Genomic DNA, 25,276 nt, shown 5'->3' with positions numbered 1-25,276 from the left:
GAGCCATCGGAGGCAGCCAGCATGAAAACCATCCCTGCCCCACCCGCGCAGTCCCAGAGTCGCGAACTCACGGGACGCACTCAAGAAGGTAGGGCTGCATGACCTTCTAGAAGGGCGGTCGCTCGGTGTCCCTGCCCATCCTGATCGTCTCCATGAGCTGGGTAAGAGGGACGAAGCCGTCGGCCATTTCCGTGTTCCCTCGGAGTCGGGCCGGCCGGAGCCGTGCGCAAGGTGGCGATGTGCGCTCGGACCATGCCATAGGTGACGGGAGCCTGCTCGGCGACCAGCTCGCTGTGCAGTCGCGTGACGCTGGTGCATCCCTCGGCGAATCGCCGTTCCAGGTAGGGCTTGTAGGGGTCCAGCCTGCTGGACCGGGGCCGGTTCTCGCGGAGGGTCTCCCGCCAGCGTGCGGCGTTCGCGTATCGGAGCACGGTGTTGAGACCCCAGCCCAGTTGCCGGGCGATCGCCCGACGTGAGTGGCCCTGGGCGAGCATCTCGTGGACCAGAGCGTGCGCTGCCTTCTTGCGCTCGGCCCGCCGGCCGACGGGCTCCGCGTCGGTCTGCGGCCGATCCGAAGCCGGTCGAGTGTCCTGTGACAGGAGAGGCCGTTGGGCCTTGCGCAAGCAGTCACGATGCGCGGCGACGCAGGTCTCCTCGACGCGGTCGAGGCCCCGCCACAGATGGAACCGGTCGGCGACCTGCAGAGCTTCGGGTGCGCCGCGCCGGGCGCCCTCGGCATAGGCGCCCGCCCGGTCCCGGCAGATGATCTCCACGCCAGGGTGGCGGTCCAGCCAGGCAGCCAGCGGCCCGGCTTCACGCCCCGGGAGCACATCGACCACGCGGTGATCTTCAACACTGGTCAGCACGGTGGAGTAGGTCTGGCCACGACGGATCGCGCGTCGTTCTGCATGGCCAGCACCATCACCGCCCATCGCCGACTACAGCAGCAAACGGGGGCAACCTGAGGGAGCGTCACTTTCAGCTGTCATGGGACAAGACATACGCCGTCTCGCACGAGCCAGTCCCTCGCAATCGAACACCGACGTCACGCTCCGCGATGGCACCCCAAGATCTGTGCCAGAACCCAAAAGAAGGCACCTACGTGAGACCGGCGTTCCTTCACAGCGCGGCAGGACCTCCGCGATCCGCCAACTCGTCCTCCACGCAACGGCCCCCGTCATCGCGAAGGCACTCGGCTGCCACGACAAGACCGCCATCCGCCTGGTCACCGAAGCCGGAGACACCTGGAGCCGATACGCCCCCGGTGACCCCACGCGGTGAGTTGTCGTTCCACTCCAGCTGGCATGCTTCGTCACTCGGGAAAGGAAACCCCAGGTCACGCAGGCGGGGCAGGCAGGCTTCGAGGCACTGCTGCACCGACGCGACATCGGTACGCACGAGGACGTCGTCACGCAACGGGGCGCCACTGACCGCGAACGTCCAGGGCTTCCGCCTCTCTGCCATCCGCTCGGCATCAGCCTTGAACAGCACGGTTATCCCCTGTTCAGCCAGCGCTTCCATGATCGCGACAGCGTCCACCGGTGCCCCCAGAAGTGACTCGGACACACCGCGCCGAACCCATCCGCCCAAGGACGGACCACGAACACGGGCCTCGCCACGCAGAGTGATCACCGAGGACCGTCCACGATGGAATGCGCGACGCCTCACCATGCGGGACTACCAGTCACACCCGGGCTTTGTCCGGTCAGCCCACGAGCGGGCCGCCGACCGAAGCGGCAGGCACGGCCTGCGCACCCTTGGGAGGTGACGCCACGGTGACGGGCTTGCCCATATCAGTCAGGTTCATCGTCGAAGAGACCTTCATGCCGCCGAGCTCGCAGACCAGAAGGATGCGGGTGATCAGTCCGTCCTTGGTGACCCACACGTCAGCGGTCGCCGGAAGCCTGTCGCCGATCTTCACCATCGGCTCTTCCACCTTCTCGCGACGCTCCTTCACCATCCGCAGCAGCAAAGGCTTGTGGTTCAGCTTCCCGGTGTAATGCCGGGCCGCAACTCCGTTCACCTTCTGCTCGCCGACCACAGTGAGGCTGTGCGCCATGCTCACCTGGCGCAGCACGAACTCCGGATCGTTGAGGGGTGCGCGCAACAGTGCGTGGACTTCGGCCTTGTCCCGGGAAGTAGAGCGCCAGCCGGTGTCGCCGTTCGTTTCCTCGGGCATCCGGAAATAGACGGTGCTCCCGTGGAAGATCTCATCCAGGGGGACCGCAGCATCGGAGGAAGTGCCGGTCTGCGCCAGTGAGACCCTCAGGCGCCCATGGTCGGCCTTCATGTCAAAGGAGCCCTTGACCGTGGTGGTGAAGTCCTGGCCCATGCCGGCCACCCTGATCCGGTCGTCGATCCGGGCCGTGCTCTGCTTCGTGGTGTCGACCGCGGCCTGTACTTCCCGGCCCGCGTCGACGGCCGGTGCCGGAGACGACGCTGCGGACGTCGCCTGGCCCACGGAGCCCGACGAGCAACCGGACGCGAGTACAGCTATGGCACTGATGCCGATGAGAGTGGCTGAACGCCGCATGTGATCCCCGTAGATGCTGGTCGACAAGGCGGAGCCCGCCTTGCCTGTTACAGAACGGGCATTCTATTACCACGGCTCAGCCCGCCCACCCGCGCCGCAACTTGACCGCGGCCCCACCCCTCAGGGCAGAACATGCCCGGCGGCTGAGGCCGGAGCCCCCTACTCGCAGAGCCGCTGCGATCCCGCCTGCGATCACTGCTACGTCCACCGGCACGCCGACCAGAGCCGGCGCGGCCGCCCGGTGACCATGACCCGGGAGATCTTGCGGCTCACGGCCGACCGCATCGCCGAACACGCCGCCGCACACGGTCTGGCCCGGGTGCATGTGGTCTTCCACGGTGGTGAGCCGCTGCTCGTCGGAAGGGCAACGCCTGCGCGGACTCGCGCGCGAGTTGCGCCGCGCACTCGGCGGGGGTGCGCGACCTCGACCTGCGCAGGCAGAGCAACGGACTGCTGCTGGACGACGCGTTCTGCGCCATGCTCGCCGAGGAGGGCATCGTCGCTGGCGCCTCCCTCGACGGAGACCGCGCCTCCAACGGTCGGCACCGGATCAGATCCGACGGGTACGGCAGCTACGAGAGCACGGTCCGCGCCATCCGCCGGCTCGGGGCGCCCCGGTACCGGAGTGCCTTCGGAGGCATCCTGTGCACTGTCGATGTGGACAACGACCCGGCGGCCGTCTACCGTGCCCTGGCCGAACTGGACCCGCCCGGAATCGACTTCCTGCTCCCCCACGCCTCCTGGGATCGGCCGCCACCACGCGACGATTCATCCGCCGGCGGTGGCGAGCCGGGCGACCGCCTCGGCGATCTGGGTGGCGCAGTCAGCTCGTATGCGTCTCGACGGCCTTCGCTGCGAAGTTGAGGCCCTTGTGGATCGCGCTGGCCACCGCTTCGGTGGTGGCGACTCCGGCGGCCATTGTCTTGTTGTCGTGGGTGAGCACGGTGATGGTGTAGTCGTGCCCGTGGCCGGTGAAGGCGCCCAGGCCGTGCACCCGCCAACCGTGCGTGGCACGCGACAGCCAGCCGTTCTTCACATGAAGCACCGCGGAGCTCGGCGCGCCTGCGGATGTACCCCAGCGCTGTGAGGCGACGACCTTGTTCATCAGCTTCAGGGCGTAGGCGCGCGCCTTGTCGCTGAGCACGCTGTTCCTGCCCGTTATCAGGTCCATCAGCTTTTGCTCGTCACTGGCCGTGATCTGGGTCAGGCCCCACTGGCCGTTGCTGCCCGGCACTGTCCGGGTCATGTCTGCCGCAGACAGAAAGTTCTTGATCTTCGGCACTCCGAGCTGCTGCCACAGCGCGGTCGTCGCATCGTTGTCCGACTTCGTGATCATCGCGGTCGCGAGTTCGGTCTCACGCGTGGTGAGGTGGCGGTTGTGCCTGTTCACGTCCCACAGCAGCGTCGCCAGGACGGTGACCTTGACGGTGCTGGCGGAGTCGAACTTCTGGTCCGGCCGCAGCGTGCACACCGTGTTCGTCGTGCGATCGTGCAGTGAGACGGCAGTGATGGCTGTCCTGCCCCTGAGCGCGGCGGTGATGTCCCGCTGCAGCTTCGCGGCCAGCCCAGCCTTCTCCGAGCTGCACCTCACCCTCGGTGTCGCCGCGACGGCGTCCGCCGCCTCTGCCCCCACGACCACGGGAACGGCCGTTCCGGCGACGATCGCGGCGGTCAGGACACACTGGGATGATCGCATTCGTCCCACATTGCTCCGTCTCTTCTTGAAATCGGCCGGTTTGCTTGACCAGTGTTGGTGAAGAGGTCATGAGATGGGATGTGATCTCGGCCACGGAGGAGCTGGGCGGCCAGGGTCACGACCCTCGTGTCGGGTGCGGTGGACCGCTCTGCGCGGTCCCGCGCCAGGCCACGCCTTCCCGCCCCTGCCGGTCGCGGCTCAGCCCGGCTGTGACGAAGAACTCATCGTGTCCGTGGCCAGGTACGACCGCTCCGAGCCTCCCCGCCAGCGCGGAGTGTCAGCCGTACGACGGGCGAGGCACGAGATGCGGAAAGAGCGCCCACCACGGCTCCTTCTCGACGCTCAGCGGGCGCGTACGGCACAGCCGGCCGTAGGTCTTGTCGGCGTCGGTCGTGTCGGTGTCCCGGTCGATCGGGTGGATGTTGTCCAGCGACGTGATCCCACTGTCCTGTTTCGGCTCAACGGCGACGACCGGGCTCTTCCCCGGCAGCGGCGCGAGCCTCTGTGCCCGCTCCGGAGTGGCCACGGCAGGGGTATGCCAGCGACCGTCCGGGGCGACGCCCCAGATGCGGACTGCTCTCCGGTCACCCTTGCTTGGGTCGTAGCGGCCGATTGTGTTTCCAGCACAGGGTTTTTCCTCGTCGGGGAGGCCGGTCAGGGAGGCGCAGCAGGTGGTGGAGGGGTGTCAAGCCCTGGTTTCTGGAGTGACGTAGGAGGTTCGGCCGCGAGGTAGTGGTCGGCCTCGTGTTCAACGGAGGCGATGTGGCCGAGTTCGCCGTGGAGGCGGGCGCCGGTCGAACCGGTCGAGGTACTCGGCGACCGCGACCTCGGCGTCGTTGATGCCGGCCCGCCAAACCCGGAACTCTCCTCCGAAGGGCCCCGCGGCCGGTCCTCTCGGGCGAACAGCGTGGCGTAGTCGTCCGCGGAGTGTGCCCCGGTACAGTCGCGGGACATCCGTGCCGGGGAAGGAAAGCTTGCCGCCCGTGAAATGGGGACGTTATACCGACCTTGGCCCTGGATTCCGGTTCATCTGGGCCTCCGTGGCCGTTTCGGGCCTCGGCAGCGGGATGAGATTCGTGGCGCTGCCGCTGCTCGCGGCTGAGATGACGTCCGATCCCCGCAAGGTCTCCCTGGTCTCCCTCGCGGGCCAACTGCCCTGGCCCCTTGTGATGCTGTACGCCGGTGTGATTGCAGACCGCTTCGACCGGCGCCGGGTGATGTACACCGTGGACGCAGCGCGTGCCGGGGTCGCCGGTGCCCTTGCCGCCGCCGTCGCGTTCGGCGAGACAACGCTCCTGCTGCTCATGACGGTCGCCGCGCTGCTCGACCTCGGCCAGCGTTTCTACACCGGAGCCTGGGCGGGAATGGTGCCCGCGGTCGTGGCACCGACCTGGCGGGACAGAGGCAACGCCGCACTGCAGGGTAGTTCGGTGGTGGCCACGCTGCTCGTCGGGAACCCTGTGGGCGCCTTTCTGTTCGACGTGGACCATGCGCTTCCGTTCACCTTCGACGCGTTGTCCTTTGCCGTCGCGGCATTGCTGATCTTCTTGCTCAAGGGAGATTTCCGACTCCCGCACGAGACAGGACCAGGTGTCCGGAAGAGCTTCCGGCAGCAGGCCGCGGACGGATTCCGCCTCCTGTGGGGCCACCCCGTACTGCGCCGCATCGTCGTCCTCTCGGCCCTCTTCAATCTGGTCGGTGCCGCACAGATCGCGATCGGCGTCCTGTTCGCCAAGCAGGACCTGGGGCTGAGCAGTACGGGATTCGGCTTTCTCGTGGCCGCGTTCGGCGCGGGCAGCCTCGTCGCCTCCGTCTTCGAAGAGCGCCTCGTCCTCGCCATGGGCAAGGGACGTCTTCTCGTCACGGCACTGGTGACCTCCACAGCCGCCGCGGTGAGTGTCGGCCTGTCGGAGTCCGGCGGGCTGGCCGGCGTCTTCACGGCACTCTACGGTGCGTCGACAACCTTCTGGACCGTCACCGTGACGACCGTACGCCAAGACTGCGTACCCGCAGCGTTCATGGGCCGAGTGACCATGACGCACAAGACGGTGGTGCGCGCGGCAGCCACCCTGGGCGCCGCCGCCGGTGGAATCGTCGCGCACGCTCTCGGCCTACGCTCGGTCTTCCTCATCGGTGCCGTGCTCCTGCTCGCCGGAGTGCTGTCGGGTGGCCGACTGCTCCTCAGACATCCCCTCCCCTGACGGTCCACGACGGAGCCCATCTGTCACGGTCGCGTCGTCAGGGTGTCCGTCCCAGAGCGAGGACGTTCTCGCTGACGGTCGCGGTCTGGCCGTGGGGGCCGGTGGCGGTGCGCCGGGTGCGTGGCAGCGCTCGGTGCGCCGGCCGTCGCCGAGTTCCAGCGAGGCCAGGGTTTCCTCCGGAGTGGGGACGTGCACGTCTTGGTCCGCCTGCCAGGTCCGGGGCGCCACGGAGGTGTGCTCCATGACGATCAGCAGGCCTCCGGGGGGCGACAGTCCGGGTCGCGCGGCGCAGCACCTCGGCTCGGGGGATGTCGATGGAGGTAGGGAAGTCGGCGGCGCCGACCAGGTCGACGTCCCTGAGGAGAAGGTCTGGGCAAGGTCGTGGAGAGCAGGGTGCACCCGTTCGGACACGCCGGTGGCCTTGGCACCGGCGGCTACCCGGTCGAGAGCGGTCCGGGCGACGGCGACGGCGGTGACGTCCCAGCCGCGGGTGGCGAGCCTGATCGCACCGCCGCCGTGTCCGCAGCCCAGGTCCAGAGCCGTGCCGGGCGCGGGCGCGAGAGCGGTGACGAGGTCCTTGACGACGGCGTTGGGCCGCGGGTGCCCCACTGGTTGTCGAGGCGGAAGTAGTGGTTTTCCCGGAAGATCGCGGGTTCGACACCCATGTGCCCCACTGGCTCGGCCCCGACGGCGAACGTACCGTCGAACTCCTCGCCCTGTTCGGGCGCCAGGGAGAGCGGGCCCATCTCAAGGCCCGCACCACCTGAACCCGTGTCGCAGGACCGGCGCCGGACGCCTCAACTGCTGCCGGGGTGCGGATCCAGCCCGTGCGCCCGCACTCCGCGTGCACGCCGTGACACTTCGGCCTCCACCGGCCCGCTGAACACTCCCCCACCGGCCGCCCACGAGACGGCGGCCGCCCTGGCGTCAGCGGTGAGCAGGTCCATGTGGATCGCTGCCGCTGCGGTGACCCCGGCCGCGGCAGCGGCCGGAACCCCCGCGAACACATCACTGATGTTCCCGGCCGCCCAGACACCTGGCACCCCGGTGAATCCGGATCTGTCCACCTGTAGTTGCTCACCCGCCCCCGTGGGATGCCCACGCCGCGTCAGCCCCAGTCCGTCGAGGAAGTCCGCACGGGCGACGAAGCGGGGAGCGACCGCAAGTGCCCGCACCGGCACCACCGTCCCCGATGCCAGCCGCACCCCGGCCAGCCGGTCCTCGTCGTCGATCTCGAGGCCCGTGACCTCGCCGTCTACCACGGCGACGCCCAGAGAGGCCAGCTGCTCCCACTCCCCGTAGGCCAGTTCCGCCTCGGTATGCCGAAACAGCGTGACGTCCTCGGACATCTGGCGGAACAGCAGCGCCTGATGGAAGCTGCCCAGCACCCCGATCGGCGTGTCTCGGATCTCCCAGCCGTGACAGTACACGCAGTGCAGCACGTCCCGGCCCCAGCGTTCGGCCAGCCCCGGCACGTCCGGCAACTCGTCGATCAGCCCCGTGGCCAGCAGAACCCTCCGCGCCCGGACGCGGTATCCGCCCTCGGTGACCACCGAGAACTGCGCGCCGTCCCGATGGATGCGCACGACCCGGCCCGAAACGACACGACCGTCATAAGAAGCGACCTCTTTGCGACCGAGCCGCAGCAGCTCCAACGGGGAGATACCGTCGCGGCCGAGAATCCCGTGCGCCCCGACATCGTCCGCCGGAGCGTTACGCGGTTCCCCCGCGTCGATCACCAGCACCGACCGGCGGACCCGGGCCAGGTTCAGGGCGGCCGAAAGACCAGCCGCCCCACCCCCTATCACCACGACATCCCATCCCCGCTCTCCTGCCTGCGCCAGCTCGCATTCGCTCATGACGCCACCATCCGGCCTGCAGCGCCCGTCCAGCAAAGCCTCTTGCCGTTCCAGCAAGCGGAGCGCGGAAGTCGACGTCCTGAGTCCTGCAGCAGCGTCGGACGACCTCGCCGGTCGACGGGCGCCAGGCCCTGCGTACGCCTGTGGAAGGTCGGCATCAGACGGCGGTCACCAGCATCGACCGCATGCGGGGGAACACCGGCAGCCCCCACAGCATCCTGCATCGCAGCGATCTGACGGCCCGTACCGTGCGCACCGTCTGGACCGCACGCCGCACTGCCCGACCCGTGATCAACTCGGCATCCCTGCTCCCAGGTCGGGTACCGAAGCCCAGACGCAGCACATCTCCCCCACCGCCGCGGCTGCCCACACTGAGTGCGGTCGCTGCGGAGCGGAAACGCATCTCGGTGATCGTGTCACCCCGAACGTCACGTCGCGGGCCGGGGGATGCTGACGCCGCACCTGTCCCGGGGCACGTTCACCCGGGCCGATGGGGGGACACGGAGGCTTCTGCATCCGACCGCGGAGCGGTCGAGGTCGGAACACGGCGATGGGCGCCCCCGTTCCTCGGTGCACTGGGACTGCCATTTCCGGGCTGCGCGGTGGGGCGGGGGCTGACTTGCTCGAGCGGCACCGAGGGAGCCGACGGTGCGGGGGCTGGCTGAGTGGGGTTCCGCGGGACGGGAACGACCGTACGGTCGCTCACGGGGGGTGGCGACAGGGGGACCGCCGGGGGCGCGGGTGCCGCGAGGCGTAGCGGCAGTGCGACGAGGACGGCGAGGACACAGCACACACCGATTCCGGCCGCGGTTCGCAGCAGCCGTCGGCGGGCTGCAGCGCGACGGACGGCCGCGAAGTGGCCGGGGGGCGGTCCGAGGTAGGCCGACAGGGGCCGCAGGATCACCGCCAGTGGATCGTCGGCGGGATCGGCGGCGTCGGATTCCGGGCCTTTGTCAGGGCGTGTGGTCAAGGCTTCTCCTCATGTGCAGGCGGAGCAGTTCGCGGGCCGCGTGGAGGTCGGCTTTGACGGTTCCCTCCTTGCGCCCGGTCAGCATGGACACCTCCCGGATCGGCATGTCTGCGTAGTAGTGCAGGAGTATCGGGATGCGCAGCCGGTCGGGCAGCGACTGCACGATCAGCCGTACCGAGGGGTCGGTCTGTTCGGTGTGCTGCCGTACGGCGGCTTCGACCGTGGCCCGGCGCACGGCTCTGCGCTCGCGTTCCAGCTTTCGCCAGTGGTCCCGCACCAGGTTGGCCGCGGTGACGTAGAGGAAGCCGCGGGGCTCCTCCACTCGCGTCCAGCGGGCCCAGAGCCGGGTGAACGCCTCCGAGGCGATCTCGTGGGCCGTCTCGTCGTCGTCGACGAGACGGCGGCACCAGCCGGCGAGGCGCGGGTAGAGGGCGGCGAACAGCTCGGACGCTGCCTTGTCGCGGGTCCGTTTCAACGCTCTCCAGGTAGTGAGGGCACTTGATGGGACTCGGGGAGTCCCGGGAAGCAGAGGAACTCAGGACGCGGTGGAACCCAGCGTGGCGAAGACGATCACGTTGTCGAGGTAACCGTCACCGCCGCGGGAGCCTCCGCAGGTGATGACCCGCAACTCGGGCCGGTCCACGTCCCCGTAGACGTCCGCCGCCGGAAAGTCCGCCTTGGCGACCGTCCGCACCGAACTGACGGTGAACACCGCGGCGGTACCGTTCTCCAGGCGCGTCACGATCCGGTCGCCCCGGTGCAGCCGTTCAAGATGGCGGAAGACACCGTCCCCGTAGGAGCCGACGGTGACGTGGCCGAGGATGACCGACGGTCCGGTTTGGCCGGGGGTCGGCGAATGCCCGTACCACCCCGCCGGATCGTGCGCCGTGACCGGGGGTACCTGCACGGTGCCGTCCGCAGCCAGACCCAGCCGTATGACCGGGGTGTCGACACCGATGGCCGGTATCTGCAGCCGGACCGGAACCGAACGCCGCAGGGCGTGCACGGTACTCCCGGCGCCCGACGTGGACGGTGACGTACCCCGGGACGGCGCGGACACCGCACCTCCGCCACGTCCGTGTCCGCCGCAACCCGCGAGCAACGCGACGAGCACGGACGTGGCCAGGACGCGCCTGGAGAACGAGGTCATACGCCGGTCACCCGGCGGCGGCGTACGAAGTAGACTCCCGCGGCACCCGTGACCGACACCGCGGCTGCGCCCGCGCCGATCAGGCCTTTCTGACCACCGGAGACGGAGGACACCGCCACTCCGGTGTCGGGCGCGCCTTTCGGCACCACGGTCACCTGCCCCTGGCCCGTCCGCTCGACCGGAACCGGGCTGGCCGCCCCTTCGCCCCGGGTCGGTACGGCGCTGGGCGCCTCCGAGGGGTCGGCCGGAGTGGCGGCGCGGGAGGGGGCAGTGGTGGGGGTCGGGGACGCCCCGTTGGCGAACGCGGGCACGGTGCCCGCGAGGACGGCAGTGCACGCCAGGGCCATGGCGCTGAGGACGGTTCGGCGCATCGGATCGCTCTCTCTCGTCGGTCGGCCGACCCGGTGTACGGCGGGTCGGCTTACGGATCGAGCGGAGAGACGAAGCGGCGATACACCAGGTTGCAAAGAGAAGGTAAAGCCCTCGCCCGGCCATCACGAAGCTCACCAGGGATCGGTCGGCAGCCACGGAAGTGAAGGGGCGTCGGTATCAGGCGCCCGCCTGCCGCACGAAGCCCTCGGCAGTCCATTCTGGCCCTGAAGCCACCGAGCACGATCAGAGCTGCCAACGGGCCCGCGATCACCGGGACGGTGCACCGCATCAGGGCGGGCAGGCCCAGGTCGAGCGGGAGTCGAGCGTGCTCGTCTTGTACTGGCCCTGCGCCGTGTCGCGGCGTCGAGCCGCTTGTGCACGTCGTCGTCCTGCGCGGCGGCCCAGGCGACGACGCCGTCCGGACGCACGAGCAGGCTCGGCCGCTGCGAGTTCCTCGAGGTGGGTGACGATGCGGTTCTGCGACACGATCGGGATCTCGCGCACGGTCGCTGTTCCGGCCGCCTCCCGCCCTCCCGTCTGCCGCACCGCACTCCCACTTCCTCTTCGCGCCAGCGTCATGCCAGCGGTCTGCCAGCGGTTGGACCGCTGAACGGTGAGCGGCACGCGCTGGAATGGCCCCTAACTCACGGCGTACGCCGCCGGACGGCGGAGGAGCGCCTCGACGTATCGGGAGGCAGCATGAACAAGGACCTGAGCACCCTCGCGGACGAGATCCTGGAGCTGGAGGCGGAGACCTTCGAGATCTCCGACTACTCGGACGCCAGCGAGGTCGTACTGGCCGGCTGCACCAGCACCAGCTCGACCTCGACCTCCAGCTCCACCTGCAGCACCACCTCCTGCTCGGCCTGACCCTGCGTCGGGTGCGGCAGCGCCCGGTCGGCATCGTCCCCGCCGGGGGCGGGTGTCGACCGGGCATCCGGCATGCCCCGGGGCGGGTGGCCGGGGGTGCCCCTGCGGCGCGGATCCCGCGTTCCGCTGCATCCGCCTTCTTTGGCGCAACTCGGTTTTTTCAAAGGAAAGTTATGGACTTTCGGACGCGGCGGAAGTCCTCTCCCAGGTGTTACCCCAACCCCCTTGACCGCTGTTCTACGCCGGTAGAAACTCACCACTGCCGCACGACCGGGCGTTGCGTGACGACGTTGTCGCATGCATACCGGCCTGCCCTGGCCAGAGGGCGGACCGGTGTTCTGTGCGAGCCACCGCTCCCGACGGGGCGGACGGGGCGGCAGGAACACGCTTCCCGGGGGTGCCCTGGTGCACCGGTGCGGCAGGTGACCGACGGCCAACAGGGGACTCCGGTGCGATTTCAACTACTCGGCCCGCTCAGCATCACCGACGGGCGCGACGTGGTCGTCCTCCCGCCGGCGAAGCCGACGTCGCTGCTCGCGGCGCTGCTGGTCCGCCCGGGCGAAGTGGTCCCCGCGCACCGGCTGCGGGAGGCCGTCTGGGGGGAGGAGCAGCCCGCGACGGCCAAGGCCGCGCTGCAGAGCTGCGTCCTGCGCCTGCGGCGCCTCTTCGCCAAGTACGACATCGAGGAGCAGGCCGTCGTGGCGGTCGCCGGTGGGTACCGCGTACCGGCCGACGGGGACACCCTGGACCTGCTGCACTTCCGCCGCCTGGTCTCCGAGGCGTCCTCGGCCGGGGAAGCGGAACTCCCTCTGCTGCGCACGGCTCTCGGGCTGTGGCGGGGACCGCTCCTCGCCAACGTCCCCTCGGAGCTGCTGCACCGCGACGAGGTTCCCCGCCTGGTCGAGGAGCGCCTGCGCGTACTGGAGCGCGTCTGCGAGATCCAGCTCGCCCGGGGCCGGTGCCGCGAGGTCTTGGTGGACCTCTGGGAGGCCACCAGGACCCACCCGCAGCATGAGGGGTTCGCCGCGCAGCTGATGCGGGCGCTGTACCGGGTGGGACGCCAGATCGAGGCGCTGGCCGAATACCGCAGGATCCGGACCCACCTGCGCGAGGAGCTGGGCGTCGATCCGGGGGCGGAGCTGCAGCGCCTGGAGTTGGCCATCCTGCGCGGGGACGACCCCGGCGGTCCGGGCGCCCCGGCGGCCGCGGTGGCGGTGCTGTCGGATGCGTCCGACACCACCGGCGGACGGGAACCCGCCGCGGCCCCCGCCGTCACCACGGGGCTCCCTCAGCCGGACGGGCCGCAACTGCCCGAGATCCCCGGTTTCGCGGGACGGGCCCGGGAGACCGCCCTGCTGACGGAGGTGCTGAACGGCGGTCCCCGTGACGCGCGGCGCACCGTTGCCCCGGTGCTGGCGGTGGTCTCCGGCGGCCCCGGCATGGGCAAGACCGCACTGGTCCTGCACGCGGCCCGGCAGGCGGCCGGCCACTACCCCGGAGGGGGCGTGCTGCTGCCGCTGACCGGGCCCGACGGCCAGCCGCGAACCGCCGATGACGCGACCTCGGCGCTACGCGCCGCGCTCCCCCACCCGCGGCACGGGCCCTGTCTGGTCGTGCTCGACGACGTGGTGCACCCGGACCAGGTGCGGGACCTGCTGGACGTACCCGGTTGCGGGGCCGTCGTCGTCACCAGCCGCATGGGGCTCGCCGCCCTCGTCGCCACGCACGGCCCCGTGGTGCTGCCGCTGGCTGCGCTCACCCCCGTCGAGTCGCGGGACCTGCTCACCGCCGTGCTGGGGGGCGGACGTGTGACGGCCGAGCCGGCGGAGGCAGCGGACCTCGCGGAGATCTGCGGGCACGTTCCGCTGGCCCTGCGGATCGTCGCGGCCCGGCTGCTGACACGGCCCAGGCTGCGACTGGCGGACTGCCTCGCGTTGCTGCGACGGGACCCTCCCGCGTGGCTGGCGCTGCCGGACGACCCGCGGATGTCGGTGCCCCTCATCCTCGAAGGAGCCCTCGGACGGCTGCCCTCCCCCGTCGCCGAGGCCCACCTGCGGCTGGCCCGCTGTGAGGGGCGGATCACCCCGGCGGTGGCCGCCGCGGAGCTCGCGGCACCCGAGGCGGACGCCGAGGAGCTGCTGGAACGGCTGCTCGACGCCGGGCTGCTGGAGGAGGAGCAGCCCGGGGCCTTCCGGATGAACGCCCTGTTCCGCGCCCACGCCCTGCGGGCGGCCCGCTCCGGCGGCCCGCCCCCACCATCCGTCGCGGTCCGGCGCGCCCTGCCGTCCGCGGCGGGCTGATGCCCCGCGCGGCGGGTGGAGGCTCGCGAACACCCTGCCACGGCGCCCCCACCCGCCCTTGACCACCCGTTGCCGACCCGAGCGGCCGCCACGGCCCCGAAGACCCGAGAGGTGCGACGCCCGCATGCCCCCCACGCCGTACGAGGAAACCGCCGCCACCCGGCCCAGGGTGCGCCGCGACGTGCTGTTCACCGAGACCCCCAAGGGCGTGGTCTTCCACAACGCCGACGGCGGTTTCCAGCTCAGCTCCCCCTCCGCCTACCGGTTCGCCACCCTGCTCGTGCCGCATCTGGACGGCAGCCGGACCGTGGCGGAGATCTGCGCCGGGTTCGGCGAACCGCAGAAGGCGATGGTGGGCGGCCTGGTGAAGGCCCTGTACCAGCGCGGGTTCGCCCGCCCGGTCCCGGACGACGCCGAGGCGGGCGAGCGGGTGGAGCCCGCGGTCGCGGCCCGGTTCGCGGAGCAGATCGCCTATCTCGACCACTACGCCGACGGCGCCCAGGCGCGGTTCGCCCGCTTCCGTGCCACGCGCGTCGCCGTGTTGGGCGACGGCGGGACGGCCCACTGGTGCGCCCTGTCCCTGGTGCGCAACGGCTGCGCCGCCGTGGGCGTGGAGGCCGCTCTGGCCCAGGGTCCCGCGACCGTGGAGGGGTTCGGCCGGCTGCGGGCCGAGGCGGCGGAGCTGTCGGAGGAGTCCAGCCCGGTCGAGGTTGCCGTCCTGGCCCGCCCGGGGTCGGGCGGGGCGGCCGACTGGGCGGCGTACGAGGGGTATGACGTGGTGGTCGCCGCCTGCGGCGGGGACGCGTTCCGCACCGCGCTGGGCCTGCTGGGCCAGGGCGTGCCGCGAGGGCGTCTGCTGCTGCCGGCCTGGACCTTCGGGGACCGGGCCGTGGTCGGGCCGGTCTCCGGCGCGGGGACCCGGGGATGCGTGTCCTGCGCCGCCCTGCGGCTGGGTGCCACGGGGGACGCAGCGGTGGCGGCCGACCTCTGGAGCGGGCTGGCGCTGGGAGCCGCGCCCGGGGCCGCGCCGCGCGGCCCGCTGGCCGCGATGCTCGGCAACCTGCTCGGCTACGAGGTGTTCCGGCTGGTCACCGAGGCGCTGCCGGCCGAGACCCGGGGGCAGGTGCTGCTCCAGGACATGGCCTCCTTCGACGTCCTGGCGGAACGCCTCCTGCCGCACCCGCGCTGCGGCCTGTGTGCCACGGGGCCCGGGCCGGTGGAGCCCGTGGACCTGACCGCCGCGCCGGAGCGGCCCGCGTTCCGGCCGGTGGCCGCCGCGGCCCCGGAGGACGGCGCCGACGAGGGGCCGCTGGCCGAGCTGGAGCGGCGTTCGCCGGCGCTCCGTCCGTCCGTCGGGCCCTTCACCCGCTACGCGGACGAGCCCGTCACCCAGACCCCGTTGAAGGTCGGCGCGGTGGAGGTCCCGCTGGGCTCGGCCGGGACCCGGACGATCTCCGCCTTCGACGTCCACCACACGGCGGGTGCGCGGCTGCGTGCCCTCAACGCCGCGGCGGAGGTGTACGCCGAGCACGCGGTGCCGGCCTTCCCACAGGGGGACGGGGCGCGGAGCGGGCTGCGGCCGGGGGCCGAGGCGCCCCGCCTGGCCCCGGAGACGCTGACCACGGCCACCGGAGCCGGCGGGGACCCGGTGGCCGCCTGGACCCCGGCCGTCTCGCTGCTGACCAAGAAGCAGATGCGGGTGCCGTCCGGCGCGGTGCGGCCCTTCGGGCCGGACAACGGCGACCGCCGCTTCGAGCCCTCGCGGGCGGGGGCCGGGGCGGGCGGGGGCCTTGCCGAGGCCACGGCGGCCGGGCTGCTGTCGGCGCTCGCGTACGACGCGCTGCGCCGGGCCGTCCGGGGCACGGGCTCCGCCGCGGTGCTCGCCCCGGCGAGGCTCTCGGCGGATCCGGAGGCGGTGTTCCTGCTGCGCTCGGCGGGGCACCTCGGCCTGGAGGTGGACCTGATCGACCTCGGGGAGCGGGAGCGCACCGGGGTCACGGTGGTGCTCGCCCGGAGCCGGGCGACCGACGGACGGGGGCGCTGGGCGGTCGCCGCCGCCCTGGACCGCTCGGCGGCGGCCGTCGACGCCCTGCGCGACCTGCTCGGCGCTGTCCAACTGGGAACGGAGGGGGTGCTGGGCGTCCCCGACATGGGAGATCCGCTGCTCGCCGACCTGGACGCCTCCCTCGTCGCGGCCGCGGCGGAGGAGGAGGCCGCGGCCCGGGACACCGCCGGGCTCGCCACCGCGACCTGGTCGGGCGTGCTGGATCGGCTGGCGGCGGCGGGGCGGGACGCGCTGGTCGTGCCGACCCATGCGGCGGACCTGCCCGAGGCCGGCATCCACACGGTGCGGGTCCTGCTGACGACGGAGGCGGACGATGGCCGCTGACGTCGACACGGGCACCGTCGGCGCCGGCGTCCGGAGCGAGGCGTGCCGCCTCTTCGCTGAGCGGCTGCGGAGCGCGCTCGCGGACCAGGGGACGGCGGGGCCGGGCGGTGGTGTTCCGGAGCCGGCAGTCGCCGCCCTCGGGGTGGACGACGCCTTCGCCGCGCCCGTGGAGGACGGCGCGGCCGCACGCGGCGCCCTCCCGGTGCACCTCCACGGCCGCCAGGTGATCGTGGGCCCCTGGCCCCTGCCGGGGCGCCCGGGCTGCGGTCGCTGCCTGCGGCGTCGCTGGCAGGGGGTGCGGTCGGTGGGGCTGCGGGAGGGACTGGAACTGCGCGGCGGCACCCGCGAGGCGGGGAACTGGCCCTACGACACCCCTTTCGCCGCACAGGCGGTGGCGGCCCTCGTCGCCCGGATCGCCGCCGCGGGCGGGGACGCCGCGCGGCCCTTCCCCACGGTCTGGCTGGTGGACGCCGAGTCACTGACGATCCGTCACCACCCCTTGGTGCCCGAGCCGGACTGCCCCGTCTGCGCGGTCCCCGAGCCGATGACGGCCGCGTCAGCCGCCTTGGTGCTGCGGTCCGCGCCCGAGCACCGGCCGGGCGCCGGGCGGGTGCGGCCCCTGGAGTCCTACGGCTTGCCGGTGGACGCCTTCGCCAACCCCCACTGGGGTGCCGTCGGGCCGTCGGTGGTCTGCGACGTCACCTCGCCGACCACCGCGGCCACCGTGGGGTGCTTCTCCAGCCGCTCGGGCGACTACCTGCGGGAGACATTCTGGGGCGGCCACGCCGACTCCTACCGGGCCAGCACCCTCGTCGGCGTTCTGGAAGGGCTGGAGCGGTTCGCTGGAATGCGCGCCCGGGGGCGGTCCGTCACCCTCACGTCCACCCTGGACGCGCTCGGTCCCTCGGCCGTCGACCCGCGCGAGACGGGGCTGTACACGGCGGACTTCCACCGCGCGCACCCCTTCGTACCGCCGTTCGCCCCCGACCGGGAGATCCCCTGGGTGTGGGGCTGGTCGCTGCGGGACGCCAGGGCCCGGGCGGTCCCCGAGGTCCTCGCCTACTACCACAAGCCCGGTATCGAGCACCGTTTCGTGCAGGAGAGCTCCAACGGCTGCGCCTCGGGGGGCAGTCTGGAGGAGGCCGTGCTCGGGGGGCTGCTGGAGGTCCTGGAGCGGGACGCCTTCCTGCTCGCCTGGCACGGGATGCAGCCGCTGCCCGAGATCGATCCGGCCACGAGCACCGAACCGCACACCCGCGTGATGGTGGAGCGGCTGGCCCTGTACGGGTACCGGGCCCGCTTCTTCGACACCCGGATCACCTTCCCCGTCCCGGTGGTCACCGCCGTCGCCGAGCGCCTCGACGGCGGTCCCGGCCGGATGTGCTTCGGGGCCGGCGCGGCCCTCGACCCGGAGGCGGCGCTCGCCGCAGCCCTGTGCGAGATCGCCACCGACGCGGTGCAGCTGCTCGATCGGTTCCACCGCGACGAGGCCGGCTACCGCGCCATGGCCGCGGACGTCACCCGGATCACCGGCCTGCACGACCACCCGTTGGTCTACGCGGTGCCGGAGATGGGCCGTCACGCCGACTTCCTGCTGCGCCGCCCCGCGCCCCCGGCCCCGTCGGCCGTGGCAGACCTCCGCTGGGAGACAGCCGACGGCGCCGGGCCGGACGTACGGGACCGGCTGCTCGCCACCGTGCACGCGGTGACCTCGGCCGGCTTCGACGTGGTCGTGGTCGACCAGACGGCGCCCGAGCAGCGGGCACTTGGCCTGTCGACGGTGAAGGTCCTGGTGCCGGGGCTGCTCCCGCTCGACTTCGGCTGGACGCGGCAGCGCGCCCGGCACATGCCCCGGATGCGCACGGCGCTGCGCGAGGCGGGGCTGCGGCCGGACGACCTGGGCGCGGACGACCTGAACCCAGGCCCCCACCCGTTCCCGTGACCGCCGCGGCGAACCACCCCGGCGCGGGCATCGCGCCGTCCAACCGAGACCGACCACAGAAGGGGGAGCCCGTGGGGTACGCCCATGAGTACGCGCACGCCGTCCTGCACCGCGGCCGCGTCCCGATGGAGCCCACCGACCACGTGGTGGACTGGGCCGACGGGCCGCGCAGGGGCAAGTACTACCCGCACGCCGAGGTGTTCGCGCTGCCGGGGGCGGAGGACGTCCCGGACGTGCCCGTCGCCCCCGGCCTGCTGCCGGAGACCGCCGGCCCACTGCGGGAGACCGCCGGCGAGCCGGGGCGGGCCGGCACGCCCGGGTTCAGCCTCCCGCTGCTGTCCGCGATGCTCCGGGACTCCTACGGGCTGACCGGGCGGCGCCTGGGCATCCAGGCCAACACCGACCTGGCCGGGCTGCCCTTCTACCCGCACGCGAACTGGTCGCGCGGAACGGCGGGTGGCGGCGGGCTGTACCCGGTTGGCGTCCACTGGGCGTCGGGCGCCTCCGGCCCCCTCACGCCGGGGCTCCACCACTACGACGTCCACCGGCACGCCCTCCAGCGGCTGCTGGCCGGGGACGTCACCGACCTGGTGCGCGACGCCCTGGGGCCGGACGCGCCCCCCGAGGCCCTGGCGACCGACCAGTACCTGGTGCTGAGCGTGAAGTACTGGCAGAACTCGTTCAAGTACAACAGTTTCTCCTTCCACGTGGTCTGCACCGACGTCGGCACCCTGGTGCAGACCTGGCGGATCTGGGCCGCAGCCCGGGGCCTGCGGATCGCCCCGCTGCTCTGGTTCGACGAGGCCCGTCTGGCCGGGCTCCTCGGCGCGGAGGAGGGCCGGGAGGGCGTGTTCGCGGTGGTGCCTTTGCACTGGGACGGCGCCTCCTCCGGCGGTCGGGGCGCCGCGAGGTCGGCCCCCCTGACCGGTCCGCGTGACCGCCCCGCGGTCCACCACCGCCCGGCCGTCCGCCACCGGGACGCCGAACGCTCCCGCAGGCTGCTGGACTTCGGTGCGCTGGACGCCATGCACGCGGCGACCGCGGCGTGCGCCGACCGGCGGCCCGACCCCGGTGCGCTGGCCGCCGCCGCGGCACGCCCCGTCGCGGCCGGGGGCCGGCGGGAGCCGCTGCCCGCGCCGCAGGTGCCGGACACGGGGGTGCGCAGGGCGCTGCGGGACCGCCGCTCCAGCTTCGGGCGGTTCGACGCCCGACGCCGGCTGACTCCGGTCGACCTCTCCGCGGTCCTCGCCGCCTGCGCGGCGACCCGGCTGGCCGGCGACACCGACCCGTCCGGTGCCGTACGACCGTGTGGGCTGTACGTGTTCGCCAACCACGTGGAGGGCCTGGAGCCAGGGGCGTACGCCTACGACCCCGAGCCGGGTGAGCTGCGCCTGGTCGCTGCCGGGCCGCAGGGCGCGTTCCTCCAGCGGAACTACTTCCTGTCCAACTACAACCTGGAGCAGGCCGGTGCGGTCCTGGTGCCCACCGTGCGGACCACGGCCTTCCTGGACGCCCTGGGCGAACGCGGCTACCGGCTCGCCGTCGGCACGGCCGGCGCCGTCGCCCAGAGCTTCTACGTGGCCGCCTCCGCCCTGGGTCTGGGCGCGGGCGTGGCGCTGGGCTTCGACAACGTCTCCTTTGTTGAGCGCCTCGACCTGTCCGACGGCGACGAGGCGCCGCTGCTGGTGATGGCCCTCGGCCACGAACACCCCGCTCCCGCCGACTTCCGCCACGAGATCGCCTGACGGCCCCGGAGGAGAACCCCATGAGATCCGCAGAGCCCCGCGCCGCCGACCCGGGCGCCACCGTGCCGACCGAGGTCCGGTGGGAGCCCGGCGGACGCTTCGTCCTGCGCGCGGCGGGCCTGCCCATCGAGTCCGTCCACGGTCTGCGCTGCCCCGGCACCGGGCGCTGGGCCGACACCGTGCTCGCCGAGGAACGACGGCTGACGGAGGAGGGCGCGGCCCTGAGCGACCTGCTGCACACCCTGGTGAAGGCCACCACCCATGCGGACGGGGCCGCTGGCGGAGCCGTCGAGCGCCGCTCCCTGCTGGCCCTGCGGCGCGGGGTCTTCAACAACCGGCTGCCCGCGGACCCGGAGGCGGCCGCCGCGCTGGTGACCTCGCTGGACGCGGCCACCGGACGGCACACGAGCCGGTGGCTGCAGGGCCGTGCGCGCTTGGACGCGCTCCGGGCGGAAGGGGCGGAGCTCCTCGCCGGAGAGCTCCGCTCCAGCCGGGCGGCCTTGCGGAGCCTGCTGGAGGACCCCCGGCTGCGCAGTGGCCTGCTGCTCGCCTCCCCGACACTCGACGCGCGGCTCGACGCCTACCTCGGCGACCGCGCTCCGGTGCCCGGCAACCGCCTGCGCAAGGTGGAGCGTTCGGCCCTGGCGTACGTGTACCGCACGGCGTGCAAGACGAGCCCCTTCAGCACCTTCACCGGCATCGGCCTCGGTGGTTTCTCCGAGGACGGGCCGGCGGGCGGGTCCGCGAAGCGCGCTCGGGACGCCACGGACCTGCGCACCGGCGAGGGGTGGGTGAGCCGGGTGCGCCTGAACGTGGTGGTGCTGGCCCGGCTGACGCAGCTGATCACGGCCGACCCGGGGCGCCGTCGCGACCTGCCCGTGGTGCTCTCCCCGGGCTGGGGGCGGGACGCCGACCGCGTCCGCTTCGTCCGCCACGTGGTGGCGGCCGGGGACGACGAGGCCGCCGTCACCTTCGACGCGGTCCGGGACCGGCTCTTCTACCTGCGACGCAGCGGCACGCTGGAACAGCTTCTGGAGTGGCTCGGCGGCCGCTCCGGGCCGGTCCGCCACCGGGAGCTGGTGGACTGGCTGGAGCTGCGGCACGACGCCGGGCGCGAGGAGTGCGAGCGCTACGCCTCGGCCCTGTTGGAGCTGGGCATGGTGCAGGTGCCCGTGCTCCGGACCGACGTGCACGACGCCGACCCGCTGCGCGTCTACCGAAACGCCCTGCGCTCCCTCGGCGTGCCCTGGGCGGACCGGCTGGCAGCCCTGCTCGACGGGGCGGCCGAGCGCCTGGCCCGGTACCCGGAGGCGGACGTCGACGAGCGGCGCCGCCTGCTCACGGCCCTGCGCGAGGGGCTCCTGGAGGCCCAGCGGGAGCTCGGTGCCGCCGAGCCGTCCCTGCCGGGGACCCTGCTGTACGAGGACGTCGGCACCGGCGGCACGGCGCTGTGCGGTCCGGACGTCCTGCGCGGCGAGACGGGCCGGTCGCTTCGGGCCGTCGAGGACGTGCTGCCGCTGTTCGACCTGACGCTCCCCCAGCGCATCACCCTGACGGGCTTCTTCGTCGCCCGCTACGGCCGCGGGGGGCGCTGCGACGACCTGCTCGGCCTGGTGCACGACTTCCACGAGGACTTCTTCGACCAGTACGTGTCCTTCACCGCCCAGCGGTCCGCCTTCGACGAGCAGGGCGAGTACCGCCCCGAGGAGAACTGGCTCGGGCAGGAGGAGATGACCGCCCTGGACCGGGCGCGACGCCACTTCCACAGCGGCATGCGGGCCCTGTGGCACGACGCTGGGGCCGGCGGGGCGAAGGAGATCGAGATCCCGGAGCCGCTGCTGAGCGGGGCCGCTGAGCACCTCGCGCCGCTGGCGGGCCGCTTCGTGCCGCGGAGCCACCACGTGCAGCTCTCCCGGCCGCCCGGCGGCCGGCCTCTGCTCGTCCTCAACCGGTCCTACGGCGGACCGGCCTTCCCCTTCAGCCGGTTCACCCACCTCTTCGACAGCGGACCGGACGGGCACGGGGACGCTCCCTCCCTCTGCGACGTCCTGCGCGCGGAGACCGCGGCCCGCCGACCTCCCGGTGCCGTGTTCGCCGAGGTCACCGGAGGTCCGGTCACCAGCAACCTCAACCTGCACGGCCGCCTGACCGACCACCGGATCGTCTGCCCGGGCGAGGGCGGCGGCGTGCCGGAGGGGTCCCGGATCCCGCTCGAGGACCTGTTCGTCGAACACGACCCGGAGGAGGGCCGGCTGGTGCTGCGCTCCCGGCGTCTGGGCCGCGAGGTCGTGCCCGTCTACCTGGGGTACCTGGTGCCCCTCGCCCTGCCGGAGATTCCGCGCACCCTGCTCCTGCTCTCCCCCAGCACCCTCTCGCCCTTCGACGTGTGGGCCGGGGTGCCCGAGGGTGAGGCGGTCGACGGGGTCACCCACCGCCCCCGCGTCCGGCACGGGGACGTGGTCGTCGCCCGGCGCTCCTGGACGGCCCGGGCCGACACCCTCCCGGCCCGTCCGACCGGTGCCGGCGAGGCGGAGCACTATCTGGCGTGGCGCCGCTGGCAGCGCACCCACGGCCTGCCCGACCGGTGCTTCGCCACGGTCTCGCGCGTGGGCCGGGGGCCCATCGGCGCCAAGCCCGTGTACGTCGACTTCGACAGCCCGCTGTCCCTGGACGCGCTCGAAGCCCAGGTGAAGCGGGACCCGGACGTGCGGGTCGCCTTCCGGGAGATGCTCCCGGCCGAGGACGGGCTGCACCTCACTTCCCCCCGCGGCCGGCACGTCGCCGAGCTCGCCGTGGAGACCTTCACCACCCGCCATCTGCCGCCGTCGTCCCCGGAGGTCGCACCCTGATGCCCGAACTGACCGAGCCGGCCGCATTCCGTCCGGCGCCCGGAGAGGACGGCTCCTCCCCCTGGCTGGCGCTGCACGTCTACTACGCCGCCAACCCCCAGCCGCTGCTGGTGCACTGCGTCCGTCCGCTGGTGGACCGGCTGACCGAGGAGGGACTGCTGTCGGGGTACTTCTTCATCACCTACTGGCTGGAGGGCCCTCATGTGCGGCTGCGCCTGCGGCCGAGCTCCCCGGCCGCGGAGGCGGAGGTGCGGCGCCGCGCCGAGGAGGCGGTGAGCGGCTTCCTGGCCACCCGTCCCGCGCTCTACGAGGTCGACGCGGGCTTCCTGATGGACTTCTACAACGCCCTGTTCGACATCGAGTTCCCCGGTGAGGACCGGGCCCGGTACATGGGCGAGGACGGCCGGATGAACCTCCGGCCGAACAACTCCTTCTCCTACGAGGTCTACGCACCCGAGTACGCCAAGTACGGCGGGCCGGCCGGGGTGGAGCTGGCGGAGTGGCACTTCCGGCACTCCAGCGACCTGGTCCTGGAGGCCTACCGCACCATGAACCTGCACCTGAGGACGGTCCTGCTGGGCACTTCCGCCCAGCTGATGATGGTGATGGCCGGGTGCTTCCTCCCCGAGGAGGAGCGCCTCGCCGACTACCTGGATTCCTACTACGCCTTCTGGCACCGGCTCTTCCCCGGAACCGGGTTCATCGGGTCGGCCGAGTACGAACGGGCCTACGCGCGCATGGCCCCCTCCCTCGGGGCGCGCTTCGCCCACGTCAGGAAGGCCCTGGCGGACGGGGAGCCGACGCGGCTGCCGCCGTTCCTGCGGGGCTGGGCCGCGCACTGCCTGGAACTGCGGGAGCGGGCGGTGGAGCTCACCCGGCGCGGCGACCTCGCGTTCCCCGCCTGGGACGGCCCGCCGCGCGAGGACACCGGGCAGGAGCGCACCGCGGACCCCCAGGCGGCCCCCCTGGTGACGGCGACGCACGTGCCGGCGGTCCTGCCGAGGTTGCTGTCGCCGTACATGCATATGACCAACAACCGGCTGCACGTGACGATCCGGGACGAGGCGTACCTCGCCTTCGTGCTGGGCCGGGTGCTGCGGGAGTCTGCGGACGGACGGCGGGACGCCTCGTGAGCACCGCAGACGCGTCCGCCGGCCCGACCGCCGCCGACCGCCCGACCGCCGCCGGGCAGGTCGGGTCCGCGGGGTCCTCCGGCGGGCCGGCCGGTCGCGGTGGAGCGCTGTCCGGTGCCGCGCGCGCCTACCGGCCCGCCCTGCGCGCCGGCGTGCAGATCGGGCCGCCGCTACTGCGCGGACCGCGCACGGTCCACCTCATCCGACACCCGGTCAGCGGAGCTGCGTTCGAGGTCGGCCCCAAGGAGCACTTCGTCATCAGCCGCCTGGACGGCACCCGCACAGTCGACGACGTCGTCGCGGAGTACGCGGCCCACTTCCGCCTCCGGCTCCCCGAGGAGCAGTGGACGCGGCTGCTGGGGCTGCTCGGTGCCCGCGGGCTGCTGGAGGGCTCGCCCGACCCCGAGCCGCCGGCGCCGCGGCCGGCGCGCACCGGGAACGTCTGGAAGGGCAGCAGGAGGACCGTCGCCGACGCGCACGCCACCACCGGGCGCCTGCACCGGCTGCTGCGGCCGCTGCTGCGGCCCTGGGTGCAACTCCCGCTGGTGGCGGCCGAGCTGGCGATGATCGCCGTGCTCCTCGCCGATCTCCCGGGTCTGGTGGCCGGCGCGCGCGAGCTGGCGGCGCGTCCCTGGGTGCTGCTGCCCTTCGCCGTCTTCCTCTGGGTGAGCATCTGCCTGCACGAGCTGGCCCACGGCATCGCCGCCCGGCACCACGGCGGCGTGGTCTCCGAGATCGGGGTGCGCTGGCGGTTCCCGGCCGTGATCATGTACTGCACGGTCGACAACTACCTCTTCCTGCCCGGCCTGCGGGCGAAGCTGGTGGTCGCCGCCGCCGGGGCCCACGCCAACCTGCTGCTCCTGCTGCCCCTCGCCGTCGCCCGGGCCCTGCTGGACGCGGACGACCCCGCCCGCCCGGTGCTCACCGGAATGCTCGCCGTCGGCGTGGTGCAGGCCCTGAGCAACCTCGTTCCCCTGCCCCCGCTGGACGGCTACCGGATGCTCGGGCACGCCCTGGGGTCGGCCAACCTCGCACCGGAGACCCGGATCTACCTGTCGCTGCGCCGTCGGGGACGCGAGGCCGTGGCCGCCTACCCGCGCCGGGCGCGGCGGATCCACACGTCCTACGCCGTCGTGGCGCTGGCACTGGTGCTGTCGGCACTCGCCGGCACCTGCGCCGCCGCCGTCCTGCTGGTGCTGGGCTGACCGCCCCTACCCGGTGCCGACCGCCCGTGTCCGACCCTTCCGACTCTTCCGACCGCCCAGAC

The 25,276-nt window shown here is 72.7% G+C and carries 21 protein-coding genes and 1 pseudogene; 11 read left to right on the top strand and 11 right to left on the bottom strand.

Translation table 11 applies throughout. The features are described 5' to 3' along the window. Nucleotides 1–80: 80 nt before the first annotated feature. The 3 genes from ACFXOM_RS31695 to ACFXOM_RS31685 all read right to left on the bottom strand — a co-directional run bounded on the left by ACFXOM_RS31695 (nt 81) and on the right by ACFXOM_RS31685 (nt 2,560). The gene (locus ACFXOM_RS31695) at nt 81–839 is read right to left on the bottom strand and encodes a transposase (RefSeq protein WP_385040711.1); all 759 of its coding nucleotides are present in this window, start codon (nt 837–839) and stop codon (nt 81–83) included. A 280-nt stretch (nt 840–1,119) separates the two neighbouring features. Beyond that, the gene (locus ACFXOM_RS31690; RefSeq protein ID WP_385040709.1) at nt 1,120–1,521 is read right to left on the bottom strand and encodes a hypothetical protein; all 402 of its coding nucleotides are present in this window, start codon (nt 1,519–1,521) and stop codon (nt 1,120–1,122) included. Nucleotides 1,522–1,705: 184 nt separating this feature from the next. Further along, complete coding sequence (locus ACFXOM_RS31685; RefSeq protein WP_384945972.1) at nt 1,706–2,560, bottom strand: hypothetical protein; 855 nt, start codon at nt 2,558–2,560, stop codon at nt 1,706–1,708. 387 nt (nt 2,561–2,947) lie between these two features. On the opposite strand from ACFXOM_RS31685, the gene ACFXOM_RS31680 reads away from it, so the two are divergent. Then, entirely contained in the window at nt 2,948–3,397 is a 450-nt protein-coding gene (locus ACFXOM_RS31680) for a hypothetical protein (RefSeq protein ID WP_385040706.1), read from the top strand. Here the strand turns inward: ACFXOM_RS31680 and ACFXOM_RS31675 are convergent. Together ACFXOM_RS31675 and ACFXOM_RS31670 are read right to left on the bottom strand one after the other, a co-directional pair. Further along, nucleotides 3,357–4,229, bottom strand: a complete 873-nt coding sequence (locus tag ACFXOM_RS31675; protein ID WP_384941958.1) for a serine hydrolase — start codon at nt 4,227–4,229, stop codon at nt 3,357–3,359. The two genes, ACFXOM_RS31680 and ACFXOM_RS31675, sit on opposite strands and share 41 nt — an antisense overlap. Nucleotides 4,230–4,506: 277 nt before the next feature. After that, the gene (locus ACFXOM_RS31670; RefSeq protein ID WP_384941956.1) at nt 4,507–4,755 is read right to left on the bottom strand and encodes a hypothetical protein; all 249 of its coding nucleotides are present in this window, start codon (nt 4,753–4,755) and stop codon (nt 4,507–4,509) included. 457 nt (nt 4,756–5,212) lie between these two features. Between ACFXOM_RS31670 and ACFXOM_RS31665 the strand changes: the two genes are divergently transcribed. Then, nucleotides 5,213–6,430, top strand: coding sequence for an MFS transporter (locus tag ACFXOM_RS31665; RefSeq protein WP_385040703.1), 1,218 nt, complete (start codon nt 5,213–5,215; stop codon nt 6,428–6,430). Here the strand turns inward: ACFXOM_RS31665 and ACFXOM_RS31660 are convergent. After that, complete coding sequence (locus ACFXOM_RS31660) at nt 6,341–7,039, bottom strand: SAM-dependent methyltransferase (protein ID WP_384941952.1); 699 nt, start codon at nt 7,037–7,039, stop codon at nt 6,341–6,343. The genes ACFXOM_RS31665 and ACFXOM_RS31660 overlap by 90 nt on opposite strands. Nucleotides 7,040–7,071: 32 nt before the next feature. On the opposite strand from ACFXOM_RS31660, the pseudogene ACFXOM_RS31655 reads away from it, so the two are divergent. Next, a pseudogene (locus ACFXOM_RS31655) lies at nt 7,072–7,197 on the top strand (XRE family transcriptional regulator); the annotation flags it as partial. A 30-nt stretch (nt 7,198–7,227) separates the two neighbouring features. Here the strand turns inward: ACFXOM_RS31655 and ACFXOM_RS31650 are convergent. The 5 genes from ACFXOM_RS31650 to ACFXOM_RS31630 form a co-directional block, all read right to left on the bottom strand. Then, nucleotides 7,228–8,289, bottom strand: a complete 1,062-nt coding sequence (locus tag ACFXOM_RS31650; RefSeq protein WP_384941950.1) for an NAD(P)/FAD-dependent oxidoreductase — start codon at nt 8,287–8,289, stop codon at nt 7,228–7,230. Nucleotides 8,290–9,242: 953 nt separating this feature from the next. Next, nucleotides 9,243–9,734, bottom strand: coding sequence for an RNA polymerase sigma factor (locus ACFXOM_RS31645; RefSeq protein WP_384941948.1), 492 nt, complete (start codon nt 9,732–9,734; stop codon nt 9,243–9,245). A gap of 60 nt (nt 9,735–9,794) precedes the next feature. Continuing rightward, nucleotides 9,795–10,409 carry a class F sortase gene (locus ACFXOM_RS31640; protein WP_384941946.1) on the bottom strand — a complete coding sequence of 205 codons (615 nt, stop codon included), beginning with the start codon at nt 10,407–10,409 and terminating at the stop codon, nt 9,795–9,797. Continuing rightward, a complete protein-coding gene (locus tag ACFXOM_RS31635) occupies nt 10,406–10,780 on the bottom strand; it encodes a sortase-dependent protein (protein ID WP_385040701.1) in 375 nt (124 codons plus the stop codon). Before ACFXOM_RS31635 ends, ACFXOM_RS31640 begins: the two co-directional genes overlap by 4 nt. A gap of 132 nt (nt 10,781–10,912) precedes the next feature. Then, nucleotides 10,913–11,209, bottom strand: a complete 297-nt coding sequence (locus tag ACFXOM_RS31630) for a hypothetical protein (RefSeq protein WP_384941942.1) — start codon at nt 11,207–11,209, stop codon at nt 10,913–10,915. Between the two features lie 271 nt (nt 11,210–11,480). Here ACFXOM_RS31630 and ACFXOM_RS31625 point away from each other — a divergent pair, with 271 nt between their 5' ends. From ACFXOM_RS31625 to ACFXOM_RS31590, 8 genes are all read left to right on the top strand, one after another. Then, a complete protein-coding gene (locus tag ACFXOM_RS31625; RefSeq protein ID WP_031128743.1) occupies nt 11,481–11,651 on the top strand; it encodes a thiazolylpeptide-type bacteriocin in 171 nt (56 codons plus the stop codon). Nucleotides 11,652–12,100: 449 nt separating this feature from the next. Continuing rightward, nucleotides 12,101–13,951, top strand: a complete 1,851-nt coding sequence (locus tag ACFXOM_RS31620; protein ID WP_385040698.1) for a BTAD domain-containing putative transcriptional regulator — start codon at nt 12,101–12,103, stop codon at nt 13,949–13,951. Nucleotides 13,952–14,075: 124 nt separating this feature from the next. After that, nucleotides 14,076–16,340, top strand: coding sequence for a TOMM precursor leader peptide-binding protein (locus tag ACFXOM_RS31615; RefSeq protein ID WP_385040695.1), 2,265 nt, complete (start codon nt 14,076–14,078; stop codon nt 16,338–16,340). Then, complete coding sequence (locus ACFXOM_RS31610; RefSeq protein ID WP_385040692.1) at nt 16,330–18,282, top strand: TOMM precursor leader peptide-binding protein; 1,953 nt, start codon at nt 16,330–16,332, stop codon at nt 18,280–18,282. Before ACFXOM_RS31615 ends, ACFXOM_RS31610 begins: the two co-directional genes overlap by 11 nt. A gap of 71 nt (nt 18,283–18,353) precedes the next feature. Next, nucleotides 18,354–20,027, top strand: coding sequence for a nitroreductase family protein (locus ACFXOM_RS31605; RefSeq protein ID WP_385040689.1), 1,674 nt, complete (start codon nt 18,354–18,356; stop codon nt 20,025–20,027). Nucleotides 20,028–20,047: 20 nt separating this feature from the next. After that, a complete protein-coding gene (locus ACFXOM_RS31600) occupies nt 20,048–22,876 on the top strand; it encodes a lantibiotic dehydratase (protein ID WP_385040686.1) in 2,829 nt (942 codons plus the stop codon). After that, the gene (locus ACFXOM_RS31595; protein WP_385040683.1) at nt 22,876–24,009 is read left to right on the top strand and encodes a lantibiotic dehydratase C-terminal domain-containing protein; all 1,134 of its coding nucleotides are present in this window, start codon (nt 22,876–22,878) and stop codon (nt 24,007–24,009) included. Before ACFXOM_RS31600 ends, ACFXOM_RS31595 begins: the two co-directional genes overlap by 1 nt. Beyond that, on the top strand, nt 24,006–25,214 hold the full coding sequence (locus tag ACFXOM_RS31590; protein ID WP_385040680.1) for a peptidase M50: 1,209 nt from the start codon (nt 24,006–24,008) through the stop codon (nt 25,212–25,214). Before ACFXOM_RS31595 ends, ACFXOM_RS31590 begins: the two co-directional genes overlap by 4 nt. The last annotated feature ends 62 nt before the right edge of the window (nt 25,215–25,276 follow it).

The organism is Streptomyces sp. NPDC059169, assembly GCF_042755225.1.
Classification (GTDB): Bacteria; Actinomycetota; Actinomycetes; order Streptomycetales; family Streptomycetaceae; genus Streptomyces.
This window is presented reverse-complemented; position numbering and strand designations above follow the sequence as displayed.

Bases quoted from the DNA above. Each gene is read 5' to 3' on its own strand.
- ACFXOM_RS31690 (WP_385040709.1), bottom strand. From the start codon at position 1,521: ATGGAAGCGCTGGCTGAACAGGGGATAACCGTGCTGTTCAAGGCTGAT.
- ACFXOM_RS31675 (WP_384941958.1), bottom strand. From the start codon at position 4,229: ATGCGATCATCCCAGTGTGTCCTGACCGCCGCGATCGTCGCCGGAACG.
- ACFXOM_RS31650 (WP_384941950.1), bottom strand. From the start codon at position 8,289: ATGAGCGAATGCGAGCTGGCGCAGGCAGGAGAGCGGGGATGGGATGTC.
- ACFXOM_RS31640 (WP_384941946.1), bottom strand. From the start codon at position 10,409: ATGACCTCGTTCTCCAGGCGCGTCCTGGCCACGTCCGTGCTCGTCGCG.
- ACFXOM_RS31635 (WP_385040701.1), bottom strand. From the start codon at position 10,780: ATGCGCCGAACCGTCCTCAGCGCCATGGCCCTGGCGTGCACTGCCGTC.
- ACFXOM_RS31625 (WP_031128743.1), top strand. From the start codon at position 11,481: ATGAACAAGGACCTGAGCACCCTCGCGGACGAGATCCTGGAGCTGGAG.
- ACFXOM_RS31615 (WP_385040695.1), top strand. From the start codon at position 14,076: ATGCCCCCCACGCCGTACGAGGAAACCGCCGCCACCCGGCCCAGGGTG.
- ACFXOM_RS31610 (WP_385040692.1), top strand. From the start codon at position 16,330: ATGGCCGCTGACGTCGACACGGGCACCGTCGGCGCCGGCGTCCGGAGC.
- ACFXOM_RS31600 (WP_385040686.1), top strand. From the start codon at position 20,048: ATGAGATCCGCAGAGCCCCGCGCCGCCGACCCGGGCGCCACCGTGCCG.
- ACFXOM_RS31595 (WP_385040683.1), top strand. From the start codon at position 22,876: ATGCCCGAACTGACCGAGCCGGCCGCATTCCGTCCGGCGCCCGGAGAG.